Origin of the sequence: Tenacibaculum sp. Mcav3-52 (assembly GCF_022347665.1) — a bacterium.
GTDB lineage: Bacteria > Bacteroidota > Bacteroidia > Flavobacteriales > Flavobacteriaceae > Polaribacter > Polaribacter mesophilus.
Genome location: NZ_JAKRGE010000001.1, coordinates 1 through 18,671, shown reverse-complemented (window position 1 = coordinate 18,671; position 18,671 = coordinate 1). Strand labels below are relative to the sequence as shown.

Below are 18,671 nucleotides of genomic sequence, written 5' to 3'. Positions count from 1 at the left end.
CTGTATAAGAAAATACAGCGTGTTTTTTTATGAGGTGCATTTTGTAAAATTATAATGATAAATTACATTTTTTACCTAAAATATCATTTATACTGGGGTTATACGCATTGTTATAAATAAAGTTGTTTTCATCAAAATCTTTATGCTTAATTTCGGTTAGTAGCTTTTTTAATCCACAAAAATTAACAAGTTTTTTATTATTTGAAATGTCTATAACACCTCTTTCGAAAGTATAGTTTGAAAGAGCATCTAAGGTTGTAATTTTAGGATTGTTTTGAATAAAAAGTTCCTTATTTGTGAGGCTGTTATCGTAAACTATATTTTGTATTCCATTAAGAGAAGTTAAATTAGAATTATCTTTTACTTCTATTAAATAACTAACAGACGTTAAAGATGATAAGTTAGAAATACTTGCTAAAGAAGCATTGTTAATAATTTTAATAGCGCCAACACTCTTTAAACTAGAAAGACCATTTAACTTAGTAAGTTTAGTATTGTTTTCAATAGTAAAGTAAAGTTCACAAGATGTTAAGTTCTGTAAACCTTCCATAGTTTTTAAAGAAGTATTATTTTTAATTACAACAGCGTTGACTTCTGTTATTTGTTCTAAACCGTTTAAGTTTTCTAAAGAATCATTTCCAATAATATTAACTTTATGAAGCTTACTAAGATTCTGTAAAGCAGTTAGATTATTTATAGAAGGATTCAAACTGATTGATAACTCTTGTCGAATAGTTTTTAGTTTATGAAATCCGCTTAAGTTTTGTAACGACTTATTGTTTAGAATACGAAGAGAACCCAAAGCCGTAATTGTTGATAAAGCTTCAACATTGGTAAGCTCATTGTTGTTAATAATAACGAGTCTAGCTTCATTAGAAGTTAATGTTACACCTTCAAAACCACTTAAGTTTTTAAGAGAGGTATTTATAATAAACAAGTCTCCATGTATTTGACTAAGGTCATTAAAATTAGAAAGATTTTTTACAGAGGAAGTTTTACCATTTATAATTAGATTTCCTTTGATAGCATTGTACCCTTTAGAGGTAAAGTTATCAATATCTTCTTGACTTTTTAACTCTATATTACCTTCAAATTGTTTTTTATCAGTAAAAAATTTGTATTCAGTAGAAGTAATAGTTTTGTTATTTATGTCCTTGACGATTACTTTACCTTGGTATTCAGTTAAGCCTTTAAGCTCTTCAAATTCGAAAGTGTTACCGTCAATATATTCAGCTATTAGTTCATCGCCTAAGTAAAGGTCGTAATAGGTGGTTTTGTTTTGTGAATTATCAGTATTAGTCCATTCTATTTTGCTGTTTAACGGATTAGTTGAACTAATTTTTACAGTTAGTAGAGTAGAAGCAGGTAGTTGGTTTTCTTCTGATTTAGAGCAAGATGTAAAGAGTAGGATTATAACTATTAATTTATATAAATTGTATTTGGGCATTGTATAGCTAATTTTTAATTTTATTTAAGTAAATATTGGGATAAATTAACAAAAAAAGGAAACGATATAAATGGCGTGAAAAGTTAAATTATATGTTAAATATAATGCTTAGGTATGGGAGTAAAAAATAAAAAATCCCTGACCAGTTTTTGATAAGGGATTTATAGTTCTTTTGAATGGAGATTTAAAAACGGAAATCGTAGTTTTGTATTTTACCTTTTTTACCTAAACTATTAAATTTCCAACTAAACCCAAGCATAAAATATTGTTGCAATACGGTGCTTTCGGAATCTTCTATGTAGTTTGAGGTTGCTCTACGTTGAGCGTTGGTGTTTTGATTTAATAAATCATATGCTTTTAAGCTAATAGTACCTTGATCTTTTAAAATAGAATAAGCTAATGTAGCATTCCAAAACCAAGCAGCTTTATTAAATCCAATTACGTTAGGGTTGTATGTGTAACGAATGTCATTTAACCATTCTAACTTTTTTGGGATGTTTGTTTTTGTTCTTATATTAACAGAATGTCTAGTGAAGTCTTGATTTTGATCAGTGTTAACGTCGTATTTAGTATTTGAAAAAGAAATACGATACTGTGTTTCTATAGAAGCCAGTTTGTCCCACTCTAATGTGATTCCAAAATTAGGGGTTAACGAAGTTGTTTTAGCTCCTTCTTTTATGTTATTTAAGATATTAAAGTTTTTATTGGAACCAATGTTTCCACCAGCTTTAAATTTAATACTAGAAATGGAGTCTAGTTTTATTTTTTTTGTATAGCTACCACCACCCCATAAATCATAACCCCCATCATTGTTTTCATAAGAGGTTTTTCTGACCAAATTATCGTCAATAGAGGTGTTTGTTATTACTTGATTTTCATAAAGAGTACCACTTATATAAAACCAAAAACCAGTACGAGCTTGCCAGTTAAACTTGTTAAAATTAATATATGCTCTGTGATTTTGAGCTGGTTTTAAATTTGGATTACCGGTAACAATATTGGAAGGGTTGGTCACATCAGAAAAAGGTTGAACTTGATTAATGCTGGGAGCATTATTGTTTAAACGATAATCAAAGTAAATAGAGGCTTTGGAGTCAAATCTATATCTGAAACCAGCATCTAAATCTAAATTATTGTATTCTTTTTTTAAGCTTAATTCAGGGCGCAATTTATCATTGTTTTCTAAGGTTCTGTTAACAAAACCAGTACCAAAATTTAAACGCCACTTTTTAGATCTATACACTAAATCTACTGAAGGGGTTTTAGTAATATCATTATATGTAAAGTCAGAACTCAATTCAGTATTAAAGTCACTGTACTGTTGTGTTGTTGAGTTAAAATCAAAAGTGTTTTCTTGGTTTTTTCGTTCATCACGTTGATAACTATACTTAGTATCTAAAAATAATTTCTTAGCAATTAGAGGAAAACGATAGGTTAGACGTGAGGAAAGTCCTGTTAAGTTATTTTCAATAATGCTTTTTTGGTCTCTATTTTCTGTGCTAGCATTATTTCCGAAAGTTTCAATTATAGACTTGTTAAATTCTTCGGTATCTGTTTTATCAATACTGTTAGTTATAGAGGCTTTAATAAAGGAACCTTTAGCTCCAATTTTTTTAGTAATATCTAATCTGTTTTGAAAATTGTTTGCTGTTGCTTTAGAATAGGCTGAACTCACGTAGCTATTCGTAAGTGTATTACCTTCGTCTAAAGATTGTTCTTGTCTACGGCTACTACCTTCACGCTTATTAAAAACGAAGTTAGGTCTAATATTAATTAAAAGAGTAGAATCTATTTCAATGTCAAACTCTGTATCAAAACTATGATTGTGATTTTCATCGTCAGAAGTAGTAGTAGAGTTGGAAAAATACTTCCTATCAGGAAGTGTGTACTCTCTATTACTTTTCGATTCGTTGTTTGAATTACTTCCTGAGTAAAAATAGTTTGCGTTTACATCTAAACCTTTACCAAATTCATCAGCATAGGTTGCACCAGCAGTTTTTGATTTTATAATACCGCTACCGCCTCCAAAACTTCTTCCATTAACATTAAAACTACCATTTCCACCTATCCAAATATTACCACCTCCTCCAAACATTTTTTGAATTTCTCCAAAGCTAAAACCTGGAGAATTGATATTGTTTGTGCTGGCTAATATGCTAAATCGTTGATTGTTATCAAAACGGTTTACCATCGCAGCTCCTTCAAAGCGTTTGTCGGTTCCAGCGCCACCAGATACTCTACCAAACCAACCTTTATTATTTTCTTTTTTTATGGTAAGGTTTATAGTTTTGTTATTTGCATTTCCTTTTTCACCAGTAAAAGCTTCAGATTTAGATTTGGTATCTGTTATTTGAACTTTTTCAATAATATCTTTTGTTAAATTTTTAGTGGTAATACTAGGATCATTTCCAAAGAAAGGTTTACCATTAACCAAAATTTTATTGACTTCTTTCCCGTTTACAGTAATTTTTCCATTTTCATCTACTTCAACACCAGGAAGTTTCTTTAAAAGATCTTCAACATTGGCATCTTTTTTAGTTTTAAAAGATTTAACATTAAATTCTAAAGTGTCTTTTTTAACAGTAATTGGAGCTCGTGATTGTATAACTACTTCACTAAGAACATTACTTTCTTCTTTTAAAAAAATTGTATCTAAATTGAGATTAGAGGTTTTGTCTAGCTCTATAAATTTAGAGTAACTATCCATACCAACGTAAGAAATAAAGAGTTTTACACCCTTACTAAAAGATTTTCCTTCTAAAGAGAATTTTCCTTTTTCATTAGAAATGGTGTAAGTAATAATTGAGCTGTCTTTAGCTCTCTCAAGATGAATTGTTGCTGCCTCAATAGCAGTTTTATCTTTTTCAGAGTTAATAGTACCAGTAATTTTAAACGGATAAGATTGAGCAAAAATTGAACTGGTAAGTAATAAGGTAAAAATAAAAAGTAGTTTTTTCATTGTTTATAGCAAAATGATTTTCAAAGAGCTACAAATAAAAAGAAAAAACTACTTTCTAAGAGTTAAATATTGTTAAACTTATTTCTGTCTGAAATAAATACTAATAGGTACTCCATTAAAGTTATAATGTTCGCGTAACTGATTTTCAATATAACGCTTGTAAGGATCTCTAATATATTGAGGTAAATTAGCAAAGAAAGCAAACTGAGGAGTGTGTGTTGGCAACTGCATACAGTACTTTATTTTTATGAATTTACCTTTCGTTGCTGGAGGAGGATTATGCTCCATAATCTCTAACATCGTTTCGTTTAACTTACTTGTTTGAATGCGACGTTTTCTATTTTCAAAAACTTCAACAGCAGTTTCAATAGCTTTAAAAATACGTTGCTTGGTTAATGCAGAAATAAAGACAATAGGAACATCTGTAAAAGGAGCAATTGCCTGACGAACTTTAGCTTCAAAATCACGCATAGTATTGGTTTCTTTTTCAACTAAATCCCATTTATTTACTAAAATAACAATACCTTTTCTGTTTTTCTCTGCTAACCAAAAAATCTTTTCATCTTGTCCTTCAAATCCACGAGTTGCATCAATAACCAATACCGCAACATCACAATGCTCAACAGCACGTACAGCACGCATTACTGAATAGAATTCTAAGTCTTCTTTTACTTTCGATTTTTTTCTAATTCCAGCGGTATCGACTAAGTTGAATTCAAATCCAAAACGATTGTATTTTGTATCAATAGAATCTCGTGTGGTTCCTGCAATATTGGTTACAATATTTCTGTCTTCTCCAATTAAAGCATTAATAAACGATGATTTTCCTGCGTTTGGACGTCCAACTACAGCAAAACGAGGCAATTCGTCTTGTTTTTCTTCATCTTCTTCAGGTTCAGGAATTTCTTCTGCAATAGCGTCCAATAACTCTCCTGTTCCGCTTCCGTTAATGGAAGAAATAGTGTAATAGTCTCCTAATCCAAGGTTGTAAAACTCAACAGCATCAGCATCACGCATTGCATTGTCAACTTTGTTTACAGCCATAAATAATGGTTTTTCAACCTGACGTAAAATTTTGGCAACCTCAGCATCCATAGGGGTAATACCTTGTTCAACATCAACTACAAAAACAATAATATCAGCTTCATCAATAGCTAACTGAACTTGTTTACGTATTTCTCCTTCAAAAATATCATCAGATCCAACAATATAACCACCAGTATCAATTACAGAAAATTCTTTTCCGTTCCATTCAGATTTTCCGTAGTGACGATCTCTTGTAACTCCACTAACAGAATCAACAATAGCTTCACGACGTTTTACTAATCGGTTAAATAAAGTGGATTTACCTACATTTGGTCTTCCTACAATCGCAATAATACTCATTTTGCAAAAAATTTGTGCAAAGATACAATTTAGTATATGATTTGTAATGTTTTTTAGATAGTATATAGTTTTTGCTATATTGTTGGCACCTAATATTTTATTTAATGGATGATAAATTATACAACCAGATTTTTTTAAAACCTCGTTTTCAATTAGAGTATGAAATAAATTCTCAGGTTTTGTTAGAAGAAATAAAGAAGCATTTAAACGATGTTTCTAAGTACAAAATGAAGGTTGTAGATAATCATGTGGTTATTGATGTACCTGAGAAGGAATCGCATTTATGGTCACCGCAATTGCATATTGAAATAGAAGAGGTTTCAGAAACTTCATCAAATATAAAAGGTTTGTTTGGTCCCAAACCTCAAGTGTGGACTTTTTTCATGTTTTTACACTTTTTGGTGGGAACAGCTTTTGTGATTTTTGCCATTATAGCTTACAGCAATTGGTCATTAAAAAAAATAACGATGCTGCCTATAGTAATGCTGGTTGTTTTGCCTATTGTATGGGTTGCTTTATACTTGTTAGGAAGCCTAGGGAAATCAACAGGAAAAAAACAAATGGATGAATTGAAAGAGTATACGAAACAGTTATTACGAACAATAAAAAGAGGCTAGTCTTTGTATCCAAATCGTTTTAATTGACGTTCGTTAGAGCGCCAGTTTTTATTGATTTTTACATGTAAATCTAAAAAAACCTTTTTATCAAAAAATTGCTGAAGGTCTTTGCGGGCTTCAGTTCCAACACGTTTGATTGCACTTCCTTTGTGTCCGATGATAATTCCTTTTTGTGTTTCACGTTCTACCATAATAACAGAACGGATCTTTATAATATTATCTTCTTCAACAAAGCTTTCAGTTTCAACTTCTACAGAATAAGGGATTTCCTTTTTATAATGTTGAAGAATTTTTTCACGAATTTTTTCATTCACAAAAAAGCGTTCAGGTCTATCGGTTAACTGATCTTTTGGGTAAAAAGGAGGAGAATCTGGTAAAAGCTCAATAATTTTATAAAAAACGGTATCTACATTAAAGTTTTCAAGAGCAGAAATTACATACACAAAAGAATTTGGAACCTTCTTTTTCCAGTATTCAATTTTAGCTTCAACCTCTTCTTGAGTTGATTTATCAACTTTGTTTAACAGCAAAATTACTGGAATTTTGCTGTTGATTATTTTGTTGAAAAAAGCTTCGTTCTTAAGAGCTGTTTCACCGACTTCTACCATGTAAATAAGAACATCGGCATCTTCAAAGGCAGATTTTACAAAATCCATCATAGATTCTTGCAACTCATATGCTGGTTTTATGATTCCTGGTGTATCCGAAAAAACAATTTGATAATCGTCTCCATTAACAATCCCCAAAATACGATGTCTAGTAGTTTGCGCTTTTGAAGTGATGATAGATAGTTTTTCACCAACTAGTGTGTTCATCAAGGTAGATTTCCCAACATTTGGGTTTCCAATAATATTTACAAATCCTGCTTTATGTGTCATGATGCAAAGATAGGTTGTTTTGTGTAAGAAGTATTTATTTTTTTAGATGCTTGTTATTTAGAGAAATATATTTATATGGAAAATAAATGCTTTTTTATTTGGTGATAACAAGAAAAAGGATGTATATTTGCAACCGCAAATCGCGGGATAGAGCAGTAGGTAGCTCGTCGGGCTCATAACCCGAAGGTCACAGGTTCGAGTCCTGTTCCCGCTACTAAGCAAAGGTTTTCAATTTAATTGAAAACCTTTTTTTGTATATTATTTATTCCATAATGCAAAAAATTTAAGTAAAAAGTAATTATTAATCAAAGCAAGAATAAATATATCTATTAAAATAAAAGACTGCGAGTGGTTCTTTAAAATAACGAAAAAGAAGTCCCCACGTAGGCTATTACAAATTTAAATCTTACGAAGATAATTCAGAACTATTACAGATACTCCTTCTATTTTCGATAAAAATTACAAGATAAAATATAAATGGTATCAGATATTTTAGATTTTACTAGTTTAACCGAGATTTAATTAGGTTACATCACTAGTTAAAATTTAACTGATAACTCCATCTACAAAACCGATTTGATATTCATAAAATCATTTGTAGCATCTGAAGATTAAACATTTTTTTTGTTTTATAAATTAAAATATATGAATTATGAAACAAAAATTACTTTGGCTCTTATTGCTAGTAGTAACAGTAGCTTTTTCACAAACGGTACCGACTAATGGTTTATTGGTAGGCTACAATTTTACCGACGGTAATACAACCGATATAGGTGGAACAAACAACCTAACCCCAGTAGGAACAACTTCAGTAGTAATTGCCGATAGGTTTAATAGTTCAGGGGCAAATGATGCCATTCAATTAAACACAAGTCATTTAGTAGGGGCAGATATCAATACTGGATATCCTACTTTTGCGTTTTGGGTAAAAACAACTACCAATGATACTAATTTTAAAGTTATTATAGATGATAGTAAAAACACAACAGCAACACCTCATAACTACGCTAACGCTTATGAAACAGGAGTTACCATTATGTTGCAAAGAGGTAAAATAGTAGCACAATCAAGAGTTATAGGAGGAACAACCGAGTATAGAACAGCTGTAAGTGGCTTTATTGCAGATGGTAATTGGCATCACGTTGTGGCTATGTTTAGAACAGGAAGAAAGCAAGGGCAATCGAATAAATTTTCAGAAGCAAGATTATGGATTGATGGTGTTATGGTTGATAACGATGATAGAAATCTTTCTACAACAGGTTCAGTTACAGGATTAAATACAGGCGGACAATTTGCTATTGGGAATAATAGAAATAATTCGGTAGCAAACATCTATAAATATAATGATATTATTGATGATATCTATATTTATAACAGATGGTTAACCGTAGCTGAAATACAAGGTTTATTACAAGGTTTTTGTTTTTCACCTACCCTTAATGATTTTACCATAAATACAAGTTCAATAAGCAATACTTCCGCAGAAATTACCAATACAATCGGTAATGGTCTTTGCGATATTGCGTATCACAAATCGTCTGACTCTTTTTCATCAGCAACAATTGTACAAGGAGTTACCACAGCACATACACTTTCAGGTTTAGACCCTTCGCAAAATTATGATGTTTATATCAGAAAAAATTGTAGTGCTTCAAGTATTTCAGGTTGGTCACTTAGAAAACGATTTAGAACACGAGGGAGAATTTATGTAAAAGACAATGCAACAGGAGATAACAGCGGTTCATCTTGGGTAAATGCCTATACCGATTTGCAAGATGCTATAAGATATACCAACGACAACGAGCAGATTTGGGTAGCAGGTGGAATATATAAACCCCACGCTTCTAACAGAGATGCTACTTTTAGAATTACAAAAACAGGAACTAAAATTTACGGAGGTTTTGCAGGAACAGAAAACCTTATAGGTCAACGTGTTTTAGGGCAAAACACAACTGTTTTATCAGGAGATTTACAAGGGAATGATACTAACCAAGCAACTTATATTGATAATTACAATAACTCAACAAGAAAAAATGACAACAGTTATCATATCGTAAAAATTGAAGCAACGGCTAACGATGTAGTTTTAGACGGATTAACCATTAGTGATGCACATACTAATAGAAATGCTACAGAACCCGGTGGAGCAATTATAAAAGAAAAAACCGTAGCAAAATTTACCTTAAAAAATTGTATTATAGAAGATAATGTTTCAAGAAAAGAAGCGGCGGGTCTTTTTGCAGAGATGAATTTAAACAACAGAAACGCTTCGTCTCGAGGAAGATTAACTGTTGAAAATTGCCAATTTAAAAACAATATGGCTCGTTGGGGAGCAGGAGCATATAGTATGATAAGAGATAATACTAATGTAGATATTGTATTTGTTAATAATTTATTTGTCAACAATATAACAGGAGATTTAGCCTCTTCTCTTCAAGGATTAAGCGGTAGTGCTGCTTGGTTTAGAATGGTTGGAAATACTACAGATTGTAATTTAGATATTGTAAACAATACTTTTGCGAATAATGAAGATTTAGGAACAGGTCAAAACCTTAATGCGACTACACACGGTGTTGTAGGAATTTCACAAAACACTGGAGCAACAGGAATTATGAGAGCCAAGGTGTCAAATTGTATTTTTTGGGCTAACGAAACATCAGGAGGAAATACTACAAGAGCGGTTACAGACTTTTACCAAAACCCTGTAACCTCACTTAATGTTTTTAATTCTATTGGAGATTTTTCTGATAGTAGTATTACAGCAACAACAAATGTTCAAAATAGTGACCCTTATTTTACAAGTATGATAAATGATTTTACAATATCATCTCAATTTTCACCAGCTCTTAACACAGGAGATAACTCTAAAATTCCAACAGGAGTTACAATTGATTTACTTGGAAATTCAAGAATTCATAATACAATTGTGGATATGGGATGTTATGAATACGGGGCAACGGCACCAGTGTATAGAGATTTAACAATTACTTCTACTAATGGTACAGTAACAGCAAATCCTCAACCTTCAGCAAACGGCATGTATTTAGACGGAACAAGTGTAACTTTAACAGCTACACCAAATTCGGGTTATCAGTTTGATAATTGGGTAATATCACCAAGTCCTGCTACAGCTCCAAACGGAACAACGGCTACAGTGGTGTTAAATGCAGACACTAATGTAACGGCTAATTTTAGTGTAATTCCACGTCCAACACCTTATATTACAGGACTTCCACAAGGAAACACAACTGCTGGAGATTTTTCTGCAACAGTAGAATTTAACTCACAAAGAGGAGTTACAGGCTTTACTTTAAATGATATTCAGGCAACAGGAGCAACATTAAGTAATTTTACGACAGTAAATGCAAATGAATACACATTTAAAGTAACACCAACAAATACATGCGTAGGAACACCAATTACATTAAAAGTTCCTGAAAATGTAGCTTTTGATGTTAATAATTCTAGTGTAGGAAATACGGCATCAGCATTAAAAACAATTACTGTAAAAGAAAACGTAAAGCCAACGGTAAAAACACAAAACTTAACGGTTCAGTTAGATGCTAACGGAAATGCAAGTATTACTCCACAGCAAATTGATAACGGAAGTACCGATAACTGTTCAATAGCATCAATGAGTTTAGATAAAACAACGTTTGATTGTAATGATACGGCAACACCAAATACGGTGACCTTAACAGTAGAGGATACTGCAGGGAATACCAATACTGCAACAGCAACTGTAATAGTTCAAGATAACATCGCACCAGTAGTAGCAACTAAAAATGTTACCATTAATTTAGATGCGAATAATCAAGCAACAATAACAGCATCAGATGTTTTAGATACAGCAATTGATAACTGTACATCATCAACAAACTTAACAACAGTTTTAAGTAAAACAACGTTTGATTGTAGTAATTTAGGAACAAATACAATTAATGTGCAAGTAAGAGATGCTATTGGAAATACAACTAATGAATCAGCCGTTGTAACAGTAAACGCAAATCCAAATGCTACATTACAAGCAGTTGCAAAAAATATTACTGTATATTTAGCAACAGACGGAAGTGCAACAATTACGCCACAAGATGTAGATAATGGTTCAGGAAGTGGATGTAATTCAAACCCCACATTAAGTTTAGATATTACAAGTTTTAATTGTTCAAACGTAGGAACAAACAATGTAGTATTAACAGCAACAGATGGAATAAACACCGCAACAGTAAGTGCTGTAGTAACTGTAGAAGATAATATTTTACCAACAGTAACAACTCAAAATTTAACAGTACAATTAGACGCTAGAGGTAATGGAACGATTACCCCACAGCAAATTGACAACGGCAGTACTGATAATTGTTCAATCGCATCAATGAGTTTAGACAAAACAACATTCGATTGTTCAAACATAGGAGTAAACCAAGTTCTATTAACAGTGGTAGATGTAAACAACAATACAAGTACAGCAGCTGCAACAGTAACAGTAGAGGATACTATTGTACCCACAGTAGTAACACAAGACATATCAGTTCAGTTGGGTGCAAATAATCAAGTAAGTATTGCCCCAACACAGATTAACAATGGTTCTTCAGATAACTGTACTAGTGCTACTGATTTGACTTACAGTTTAGACGTAACAACATTTAGTTGTTCAGAAGTAGGTAATAATACTGTTACATTAACGGTAACAGATGCATCAGGTAATAGTGCAACTGCAACAGCTCAAGTAACGGTTACAGCAAATCCAAGTGCCCCATTAGCGGTAGTAACACAAAACATTACTGTACAATTAGACGCTAGCGGAAGTGTAACGATTCAACCAAGTGATGTAGATAACGGTTCAGGAAGTGGGTGTAATTCTAATCCGACCTTAAGTTTAGATAAGACAACTTTTGATTGTTCAAACATCGGAACCAACACGGTGACCTTAACAGCAACCGATGGTGGTGCTAGTGAAACAGCAATGGCAATAGTAACTGTAGAAGATATCATGGTGCCAACAGTAAATACTAAAGATGTAACGGTAACTTTAAGTAACGGTCAAGGTTCAATTACAATATCAGATGTTAATGATAACAGTACCGATAACTGTTCAATAGCCTCTATAGGTTTAGACAAGACAACTTTTGATTGTTCAAATTTAGGAACGAACACAGTAACCTTAACAGTAACTGATGACCAGGGTAATACATCAACAGGTACGGCTACGGTAACGGTTGTAGAAACGGATGCGCCAACAGTAGTAACACGAGATATTACAGTAGCATTAGACGCCAACGGGGAGGCGACTATTACAGCTCAACAAGTAGATAATGGTAGTAGTGATGCATGTAGTGGAGTTGCAAATATGTCGTTAGACACCACAACATTTCAATGCCCAGATTTATCAACTCCAACAACAGTTACCTTAACTGTAATTGACAACAGCGGAAACACAGCTACGGGAACAGCTAGAGTAACTTTTACAGCGCCAGACGAAGATAATGACGGTATATCAGACGCTTGTGATACAAGGCAGGTGGTCTCACCAAAAGGCTTCTCACCAAACGGAGATGGACAAAACGATACTTGGGTAATTGAAAACATTGAGAAGTTTCCTAATAGTAATATACAAGTTTTTAACCGTTGGGGAGAACGTGTATATGAATCAAAGGGCTATCAAAACAACTGGAGTGCTACTTCAAATCAAAGAGGAGGGAGTAGTACAAAACTACCTGTAGGTGCTTACTATTATATCATTAATTTGAATGATTCGGACTACCCACCAGTACAAGGATGGCTATATATTAATTATTAATAATTGAAAAAGAAAATATTAATTTGAAAATTAAAGAAATGAAATTCACTCATATAAAATATATAATTACTAGCCTTATTTTTGTTCTATCACTAAATGCTAAGGCACAGCAAGATCCATCTTTTACGATGTATCAATTAAATATGAATATTATAAACCCTGCTTTCGCGGGTTCACAAAATGTGTTAGACGCAACTATGTTAATACGTGGTCAATGGGTTGGTATTAAAGATGCACCCTCAACCCAAACTTTATCTATTTCCTCACCTTTAGGTAAGAATTTAGGTTCAGGATTGTCTTTGGTAAATGATAAGTTTTCAGTAGCCAAAGAGACAGATGTGTATATCGATTTTTCGTACAAGTTACAAATATCAGAATCGATGGATTTATTCTTGGGCTTAAAAGGAGGTGGAACATTTATTAATGTAGATTTACAATCGTTGAATATTAATGACCCTCTTTTTAATGAAAATATAAGTAGATTTAATCCGAATTTTGGTGCTGGAGCTTATTTAAAGGGTAAGAACTATTACGCAAGTTTATCGGTGCCTGTATTATTACAAAGTAAGCGTTATGAGAAAGAGGGGAATGTTGTAACTAGTGCTTCCGATAAGCCACACATATACTTAGCAGGAGGTTATACATTCAGTTTAGAAAATGACTCTAAACTAACTATTACTCCATCATTTATGATGCGTTACGTATCAGGTGTACCTTTGTCGTTTGATGCTACTGCAATGATTGGCCTTTTTGATAAAGTAGAGTTTGGTGTGTCACATAGATTAAAAGAATCGTTTAGCGGACTATTACTATTTAAGTTTATTAAAGAATTTAAACTAGGATATGCTTATGAACATGCTATTAACGATATATCAACCTACAGTAATGGTTCACATGAATTTGTATTTAAGTTCAAGTTTTAATAAGATTCTAAATTCAATAGTTAGTATTATGAATTAAGGATATAAAGCTAAAAAAAATGAAGGTTGATTTAATAAGGATAGAGTTAACTTTTTAGATTATTTGAATACATACAAAAACGTTTTATAAACGAGTTTATAAAACGTTTTTGTAATTATTATATTAATATTTTCATCTTTGGTTTATAAGTAATCTAGTCATAAATGACTCTTTACGGCGTTAAAAAGATTAAAATCAAGAATTATTAACTTTTATTTGGATAAAACAGAGAATAAAATGTATATTTGCAATCCCAAATCGCGGGATAGAGCAGTAGGTAGCTCGTCGGGCTCATAACCCGAAGGTCACAGGTTCGAGTCCTGTTCCCGCTACTAAGCAAAGGCTTTCAATTTAATTGAAAGCCTTTGCTTTTTATTAGAATAATAGATTATTTTTTTTCTATATAAAAATAAGACCTTCTGTTTTGTTGATGTTCTTGTTCGGTGCACTTATTTTGATTTATATCATTACAATTGTTTAATAACTGTTCTTCTCCGTAACCAACAGCACTTTTAATCCTTTTTGGAGAAATATCTCTTGATAATATATAGTCTCTTGTAGATTTGGCTCTTTTGTCTGATAATAATTTGTTATATGTTCGCGATCCTCTACTATCGGTATGAGACTCAATTCTTAAACTTATATCAGGGTTGTCTTTTAAGACAGAAACGATATGTTCTAACTCGTATTCGGCATCTTCACGAATATTATATAAATCAAAATCAAAGTAAATAGGGTTTATAATGATTTGATCATCTTTTATTAAAGATTCAAGTTGGATGTTCTCAGTAATTAATCTTTTGTTAATGTCTAGTGTTTTTGTGTTTTTTTGAGAGTTTCTATAATCTTTTTTTGAAGCAACGACTACAAAATTCTTTTCACAATCTATTTTTTCAAATAAATAACTACCATCTTTATTAGTTGTTTTAGTAAAAATGGGTTCTCCTTGTTTGTTTATAAGCTGAACGGTAGCATTGGGAATAGGGTTTCCTGTTTTTGAGTCTGAAATAACTCCTTTAATATTTTCTTTACAATCGTATATTTTAAAACTATAAATATCATCATTTCCCTTACCTTCTTTTCTGTTGGAAGAAAAGTAGCCTTGAGTATGCTTGTCGTTAATAATGAAAGCAAAATCATCAAAAGGACCATTAACAGGACTTCCTAAATTTACTGGTTTTGTATAAGAGTTACTAGTGATTTTTGCCTCAAAAACATCTAAACCTCCTAAGCCAATATGTCCATCAGAAGAAAAATATAAAACATTATCATTCCCTATAAAAGGAAACATTTCTTTGCTTTCTGTATTAATAGTTTTGCCCAGATTTTCAGGTTTTCCATAGATATCGTTTTCTAAAATTGCTATTTTATAAATATCGGTATCTCCGTAGCCATTTGGCATATCAGAAACAAAATAAAGTATTTTTTCGTCAGGACTAAGGGCAGGATGTCCGCAAGAAAAACTATTACTATTAAAAGGTAGTTCTTTTATATCTCCCCAAAAGTTTCCTTTTTTAGTAGCTTTATAAATTTTAAGGTGAGAAATATTATTTTTATCTCCTATTAATCGCTTGCCATCAAAGTTATCTCTGGTGAAGTAAGCTGTTTTTCCATCTTTAGAAACAACAATATTTGATTCGTGATATTTAGAGCTTAATTCTTCAAGAATGATAGGTTTACCCACATCCAAAACTTTAATAGAATCGTTATTTTGTTTTGCTTTATAAATGTTTAAATATGGTTGCTTATTCCATCGATAGAGTTTTTTACCTTTTTCTGTTTTGGGTTGGGTAGAAGAAAAATATAAATGATTATCATAAATGTATCCACCAAAGTCTGAATAAGAAGTGTTGCTAGATAGGTTGTGGATGTTTATATATGTCTTTTCTCGATTAGAGTATTCAACAAAATAATTAGTGTTTTCTTCTAAAGCCTTCACACGACTATCGTTTTTGTTTAATTTTAATAGCCACTTGTCAGATTCTTTTATTTTACCATTAGTTTTTAAAACTTGGGCATATCTAAATATATGTTTAGGTTTAGCAGAATTTTCGTATAGTTTCATTAACTCTTGATAGTTTTTTTCTGCCATAACATATTTAAAATTAAAGTAGTAAGAATCTCCTAATCTACTTAATACAGTATAAGAATTATCTCCTTTGTTGTATATGGATTGATATAATTCAGCAGATTTTTTATAAGAAAACTCTTCAAAATATCTATTAGCAGCATACTTTCGTTGGCTATTAATGGTTATTGGTATAAATACTATTATAAGTAAAAAATGTATTGCTTTTTTCATTTTATTTATAATTTAAAAGAATCTAGGAGACTTCATTGCTAGCTCTTTGAATATTTCCCATTTAATCATTAATTCATAGGTTCCAGAATTGTAGTTGCTGTAATTAGAGGTAGTGAGATCGTAGGCTAACCCTATGTGTAAATTTCTAGAAGCTTGAAGTCCTATCAAAGCACTAATAGAATCATCCCACCTCCAAGCTATACCTGCTGTAAATTTTTCATTGAAAAGGAAATTAGCTGATACATCTAGGGATAAAGGTGCACCATTTACAACTTTTGTTAAAAATGCGGGCTTAAACTTAATACTTTCGTTTAAATCAAATACATATCCACCAATTAAAAACAAGTGTATTCGTTCTTTTGCGACATCACCTCCATTATTAGAGTCATCATAATGATCTGTGTTAATAAAATTAGGAATAGCTGCTCCCAAATACCAGTTAGAAGTATAGTAATAAATACCAGCTCCAATAGTTGGTAAAAATCTATTAATGTTTCCAGTTAGACTTTTATCGTCTCGATCCTTAACAATACCTTTGTTCCAATCAACGTTTAAATGTCTTGCTCCAAGTTTCAACCCAAAAGCTAAATTTCCCTCATCACTGGTACGAACTGTATAAGAAGCATTGATATCCAGAAAAATCTCATTGGCGGGGCCTATTCTATCGTTAGTAAGGTTAATACCTAACCCAACGCCGCTAAAGCCTAGAGGAGTATCGAAACTTAGCGTTTGAGTGTCAGGAGCACCTTCAATACCAACCCATTGAGTTCTTGCAAGAGCATTTACTATAGTGTGTCCGCTTGATCCAGCATATGCAGGGTTCACACTCATAGTGTTATACATATATTGAGTATATTGCGGGTCTTGTTGAGCATTTACATTTATTAATATTTGTATTAAGAATATTAATGTGTATAGGTGTTTTAATTTCATATTATTTTTTTTATCTATTAATGTATAACCAGCCTACTTTTGGTTTTGATCCATCACCTAAATCGATAACATAGAAATAGGTGCCTGAAGGTAATTTTTCATCAACATTAATTGTTGTTCTTCCATTAGAAGTTCCGTTAAAAACAACGTCTTTATTGTTATAGCCAGAGGCTTTGTATACAGTGTTACCCCATCTGTTGAAAATCTCAACAGTATTATTACTATATTCAGGTCTGTCTATACAAGAGATGAAGAAAATATCATTATCACCATCACTACCAGGAGTCATGATGTTATAGGGAGTACCACATGGTTTTGTGTTAGGGTCCAGATAGTCAGGAATACCATTGTCATCGGTATCAAGAGCATCGTTGGTTGTTGGGTCAGAGTCACCAGGATTTTCATCTGAAGTATTAATACCATCGTTGTCATCATCAATATCTTGAAAATCTGGAATACCATCTCCATCATTATCAGGAATGTCTACAGGGGTACCTCCGTTATCTGTGTCATAAGTATCATCCAAACCATCTCCATCTGAGTCATTTCCAGAAGGAAGGCTATCAGGTATCCCATCACTATTATCGTCATTTCCTTCAATAACATCTGGAACTCCATCATTATCACTATCAGTATCAAGACTATCAGGTATACTGTCTTCATCAGTATCTATGTTGCCATCTCCTTCATCGGTATCTAAAATTCCATCATTGTCATCATCAATGTCGGTAATATCAGGAATTCCATCATTATCAGAGTCTAGTAAACTGTATGAATGAGTATCAGTAGCAGAAGCAGTATTTCCAGCAGTATCAGTAGTAGTAACGCTTGCTTCTACAGTCATGTCTGAGTCAGCTGCTAAGTCTGAGCCTGAAACATTTATGCTGTAGTTTCCACTAGCGTCTACCGTTCCTGTATAGGTATTTCCATTGATTATCAAGGTTACAGTGTCACCCGTATTAAAGTCACCAGTTACAGTTCCAGTCACAGGGATGTTAGTTCCAGCTTCTACTGCATCAATGATATTGTCTGGAGTGATGTCATCAATAACAATAGAAAGGGTAGGAGCTGTGGTATCTACATTATACAGGTGAGTATCAGTAGCAGAAGCAGTATTTCCAGCAGTATCAGTAGTAGTAACACTTGCTTCTACAGTCGTATCTGTATCAGCTGCTAAGTCTGATCCTGGTACATTTATACTGTAGTTTCCACTGGCGTCTACCGTTCCTGTATAGGTATTCCCATTGATTATTAAGGTTACAGTATCACCCGTATTAAAGTCACCAGTTACAGTTCCAGTCACAGGGATGTTAGTTCCAGCTTCTACTGCATCAATGATATTGTCTGGAGTGATGTCATCAATAACAATAGAAAGGGTAGGAGCTGTGGTAT

The 18,671-nt window shown here is 32.5% G+C and carries 9 protein-coding genes, 2 tRNA genes and 1 pseudogene; 5 read left to right on the top strand and 7 right to left on the bottom strand.

Translation table 11 applies throughout. The features are described from left to right. Positions 1-49: 49 nt before the first annotated feature. From MHM83_RS00060 to der, 3 genes are all read right to left on the bottom strand, one after another. Positions 50-1,447: a hypothetical protein gene (locus MHM83_RS00060; protein ID WP_239178080.1), complete on the bottom strand. Its 1,398-nt coding sequence runs from the start codon at positions 1,445-1,447 to the stop codon at positions 50-52. A 184-nt stretch (positions 1,448-1,631) separates the two neighbouring features. Beyond that, the gene (locus MHM83_RS00055) at positions 1,632-4,406 is read right to left on the bottom strand and encodes an outer membrane beta-barrel protein (protein WP_239178079.1); all 2,775 of its coding nucleotides are present in this window, start codon (positions 4,404-4,406) and stop codon (positions 1,632-1,634) included. A gap of 78 nt (positions 4,407-4,484) precedes the next feature. After that, on the bottom strand, positions 4,485-5,792 hold the full coding sequence (der, locus tag MHM83_RS00050; protein ID WP_073181950.1) for a ribosome biogenesis GTPase Der: 1,308 nt from the start codon (positions 5,790-5,792) through the stop codon (positions 4,485-4,487). Positions 5,793-5,896: 104 nt separating this feature from the next. Here der and MHM83_RS00045 point away from each other — a divergent pair, with 104 nt between their 5' ends. Next, positions 5,897-6,409, top strand: coding sequence for an ABC transporter ATP-binding protein (locus MHM83_RS00045; RefSeq protein ID WP_159616506.1), 513 nt, complete (start codon positions 5,897-5,899; stop codon positions 6,407-6,409). Here MHM83_RS00045 and era read toward each other — a convergent pair. Continuing rightward, positions 6,406-7,296, bottom strand: a pseudogene (gene era / locus MHM83_RS00040) (GTPase Era); the annotation flags it as partial. The gene MHM83_RS00045 and the pseudogene era overlap by 4 nt on opposite strands. Positions 7,297-7,428: 132 nt before the next feature. Between era and MHM83_RS00035 the strand changes: the two are divergent. The 4 genes from MHM83_RS00035 (at position 7,429) to MHM83_RS00020 (ending at position 14,376) form a co-directional block, all read left to right on the top strand. Beyond that, positions 7,429-7,501 (top strand) — tRNA-Met (locus MHM83_RS00035). Positions 7,502-7,939: 438 nt separating this feature from the next. Then, the gene (locus tag MHM83_RS00030; protein ID WP_239178077.1) at positions 7,940-13,084 is read left to right on the top strand and encodes a gliding motility-associated C-terminal domain-containing protein; all 5,145 of its coding nucleotides are present in this window, start codon (positions 7,940-7,942) and stop codon (positions 13,082-13,084) included. A gap of 38 nt (positions 13,085-13,122) precedes the next feature. After that, a complete protein-coding gene (locus MHM83_RS00025) occupies positions 13,123-14,007 on the top strand; it encodes a PorP/SprF family type IX secretion system membrane protein (protein ID WP_159617069.1) in 885 nt (294 codons plus the stop codon). Between the two features lie 296 nt (positions 14,008-14,303). Further along, a tRNA-Met gene (locus MHM83_RS00020) sits at positions 14,304-14,376 on the top strand. Positions 14,377-14,432: 56 nt separating this feature from the next. Here MHM83_RS00020 and MHM83_RS00015 read toward each other — a convergent pair. From MHM83_RS00015 to MHM83_RS00005, 3 genes are all read right to left on the bottom strand, one after another. Then, positions 14,433-16,346 (bottom strand): OmpA family protein, encoded by a 1,914-nt coding sequence (locus MHM83_RS00015; RefSeq protein ID WP_239178076.1) that lies wholly within the window; start codon positions 16,344-16,346, stop codon positions 14,433-14,435. Positions 16,347-16,358: 12 nt separating this feature from the next. Beyond that, positions 16,359-17,279: a PorP/SprF family type IX secretion system membrane protein gene (locus MHM83_RS00010; RefSeq protein WP_159617101.1), complete on the bottom strand. Its 921-nt coding sequence runs from the start codon at positions 17,277-17,279 to the stop codon at positions 16,359-16,361. Positions 17,280-17,289: 10 nt separating this feature from the next. Continuing rightward, a partial coding sequence (locus MHM83_RS00005) for an Ig-like domain-containing protein (protein ID WP_239178075.1) occupies positions 17,290-18,671 on the bottom strand: 1,382 nt, incomplete at its 5' end.

Bases quoted from the DNA above. Each gene is read 5' to 3' on its own strand.
- MHM83_RS00030 (WP_239178077.1), top strand. From the start codon at position 7,940: ATGAAACAAAAATTACTTTGGCTCTTATTGCTAGTAGTAACAGTAGCT.
- MHM83_RS00060 (WP_239178080.1), bottom strand. From the start codon at position 1,447: ATGCCCAAATACAATTTATATAAATTAATAGTTATAATCCTACTCTTT.
- MHM83_RS00010 (WP_159617101.1), bottom strand. From the start codon at position 17,279: ATGAAATTAAAACACCTATACACATTAATATTCTTAATACAAATATTA.
- MHM83_RS00045 (WP_159616506.1), top strand. From the start codon at position 5,897: ATGGATGATAAATTATACAACCAGATTTTTTTAAAACCTCGTTTTCAA.
- der (WP_073181950.1), bottom strand. From the start codon at position 5,792: ATGAGTATTATTGCGATTGTAGGAAGACCAAATGTAGGTAAATCCACT.
- MHM83_RS00055 (WP_239178079.1), bottom strand. From the start codon at position 4,406: ATGAAAAAACTACTTTTTATTTTTACCTTATTACTTACCAGTTCAATT.
- MHM83_RS00025 (WP_159617069.1), top strand. From the start codon at position 13,123: ATGAAATTCACTCATATAAAATATATAATTACTAGCCTTATTTTTGTT.
- MHM83_RS00015 (WP_239178076.1), bottom strand. From the start codon at position 16,346: ATGAAAAAAGCAATACATTTTTTACTTATAATAGTATTTATACCAATA.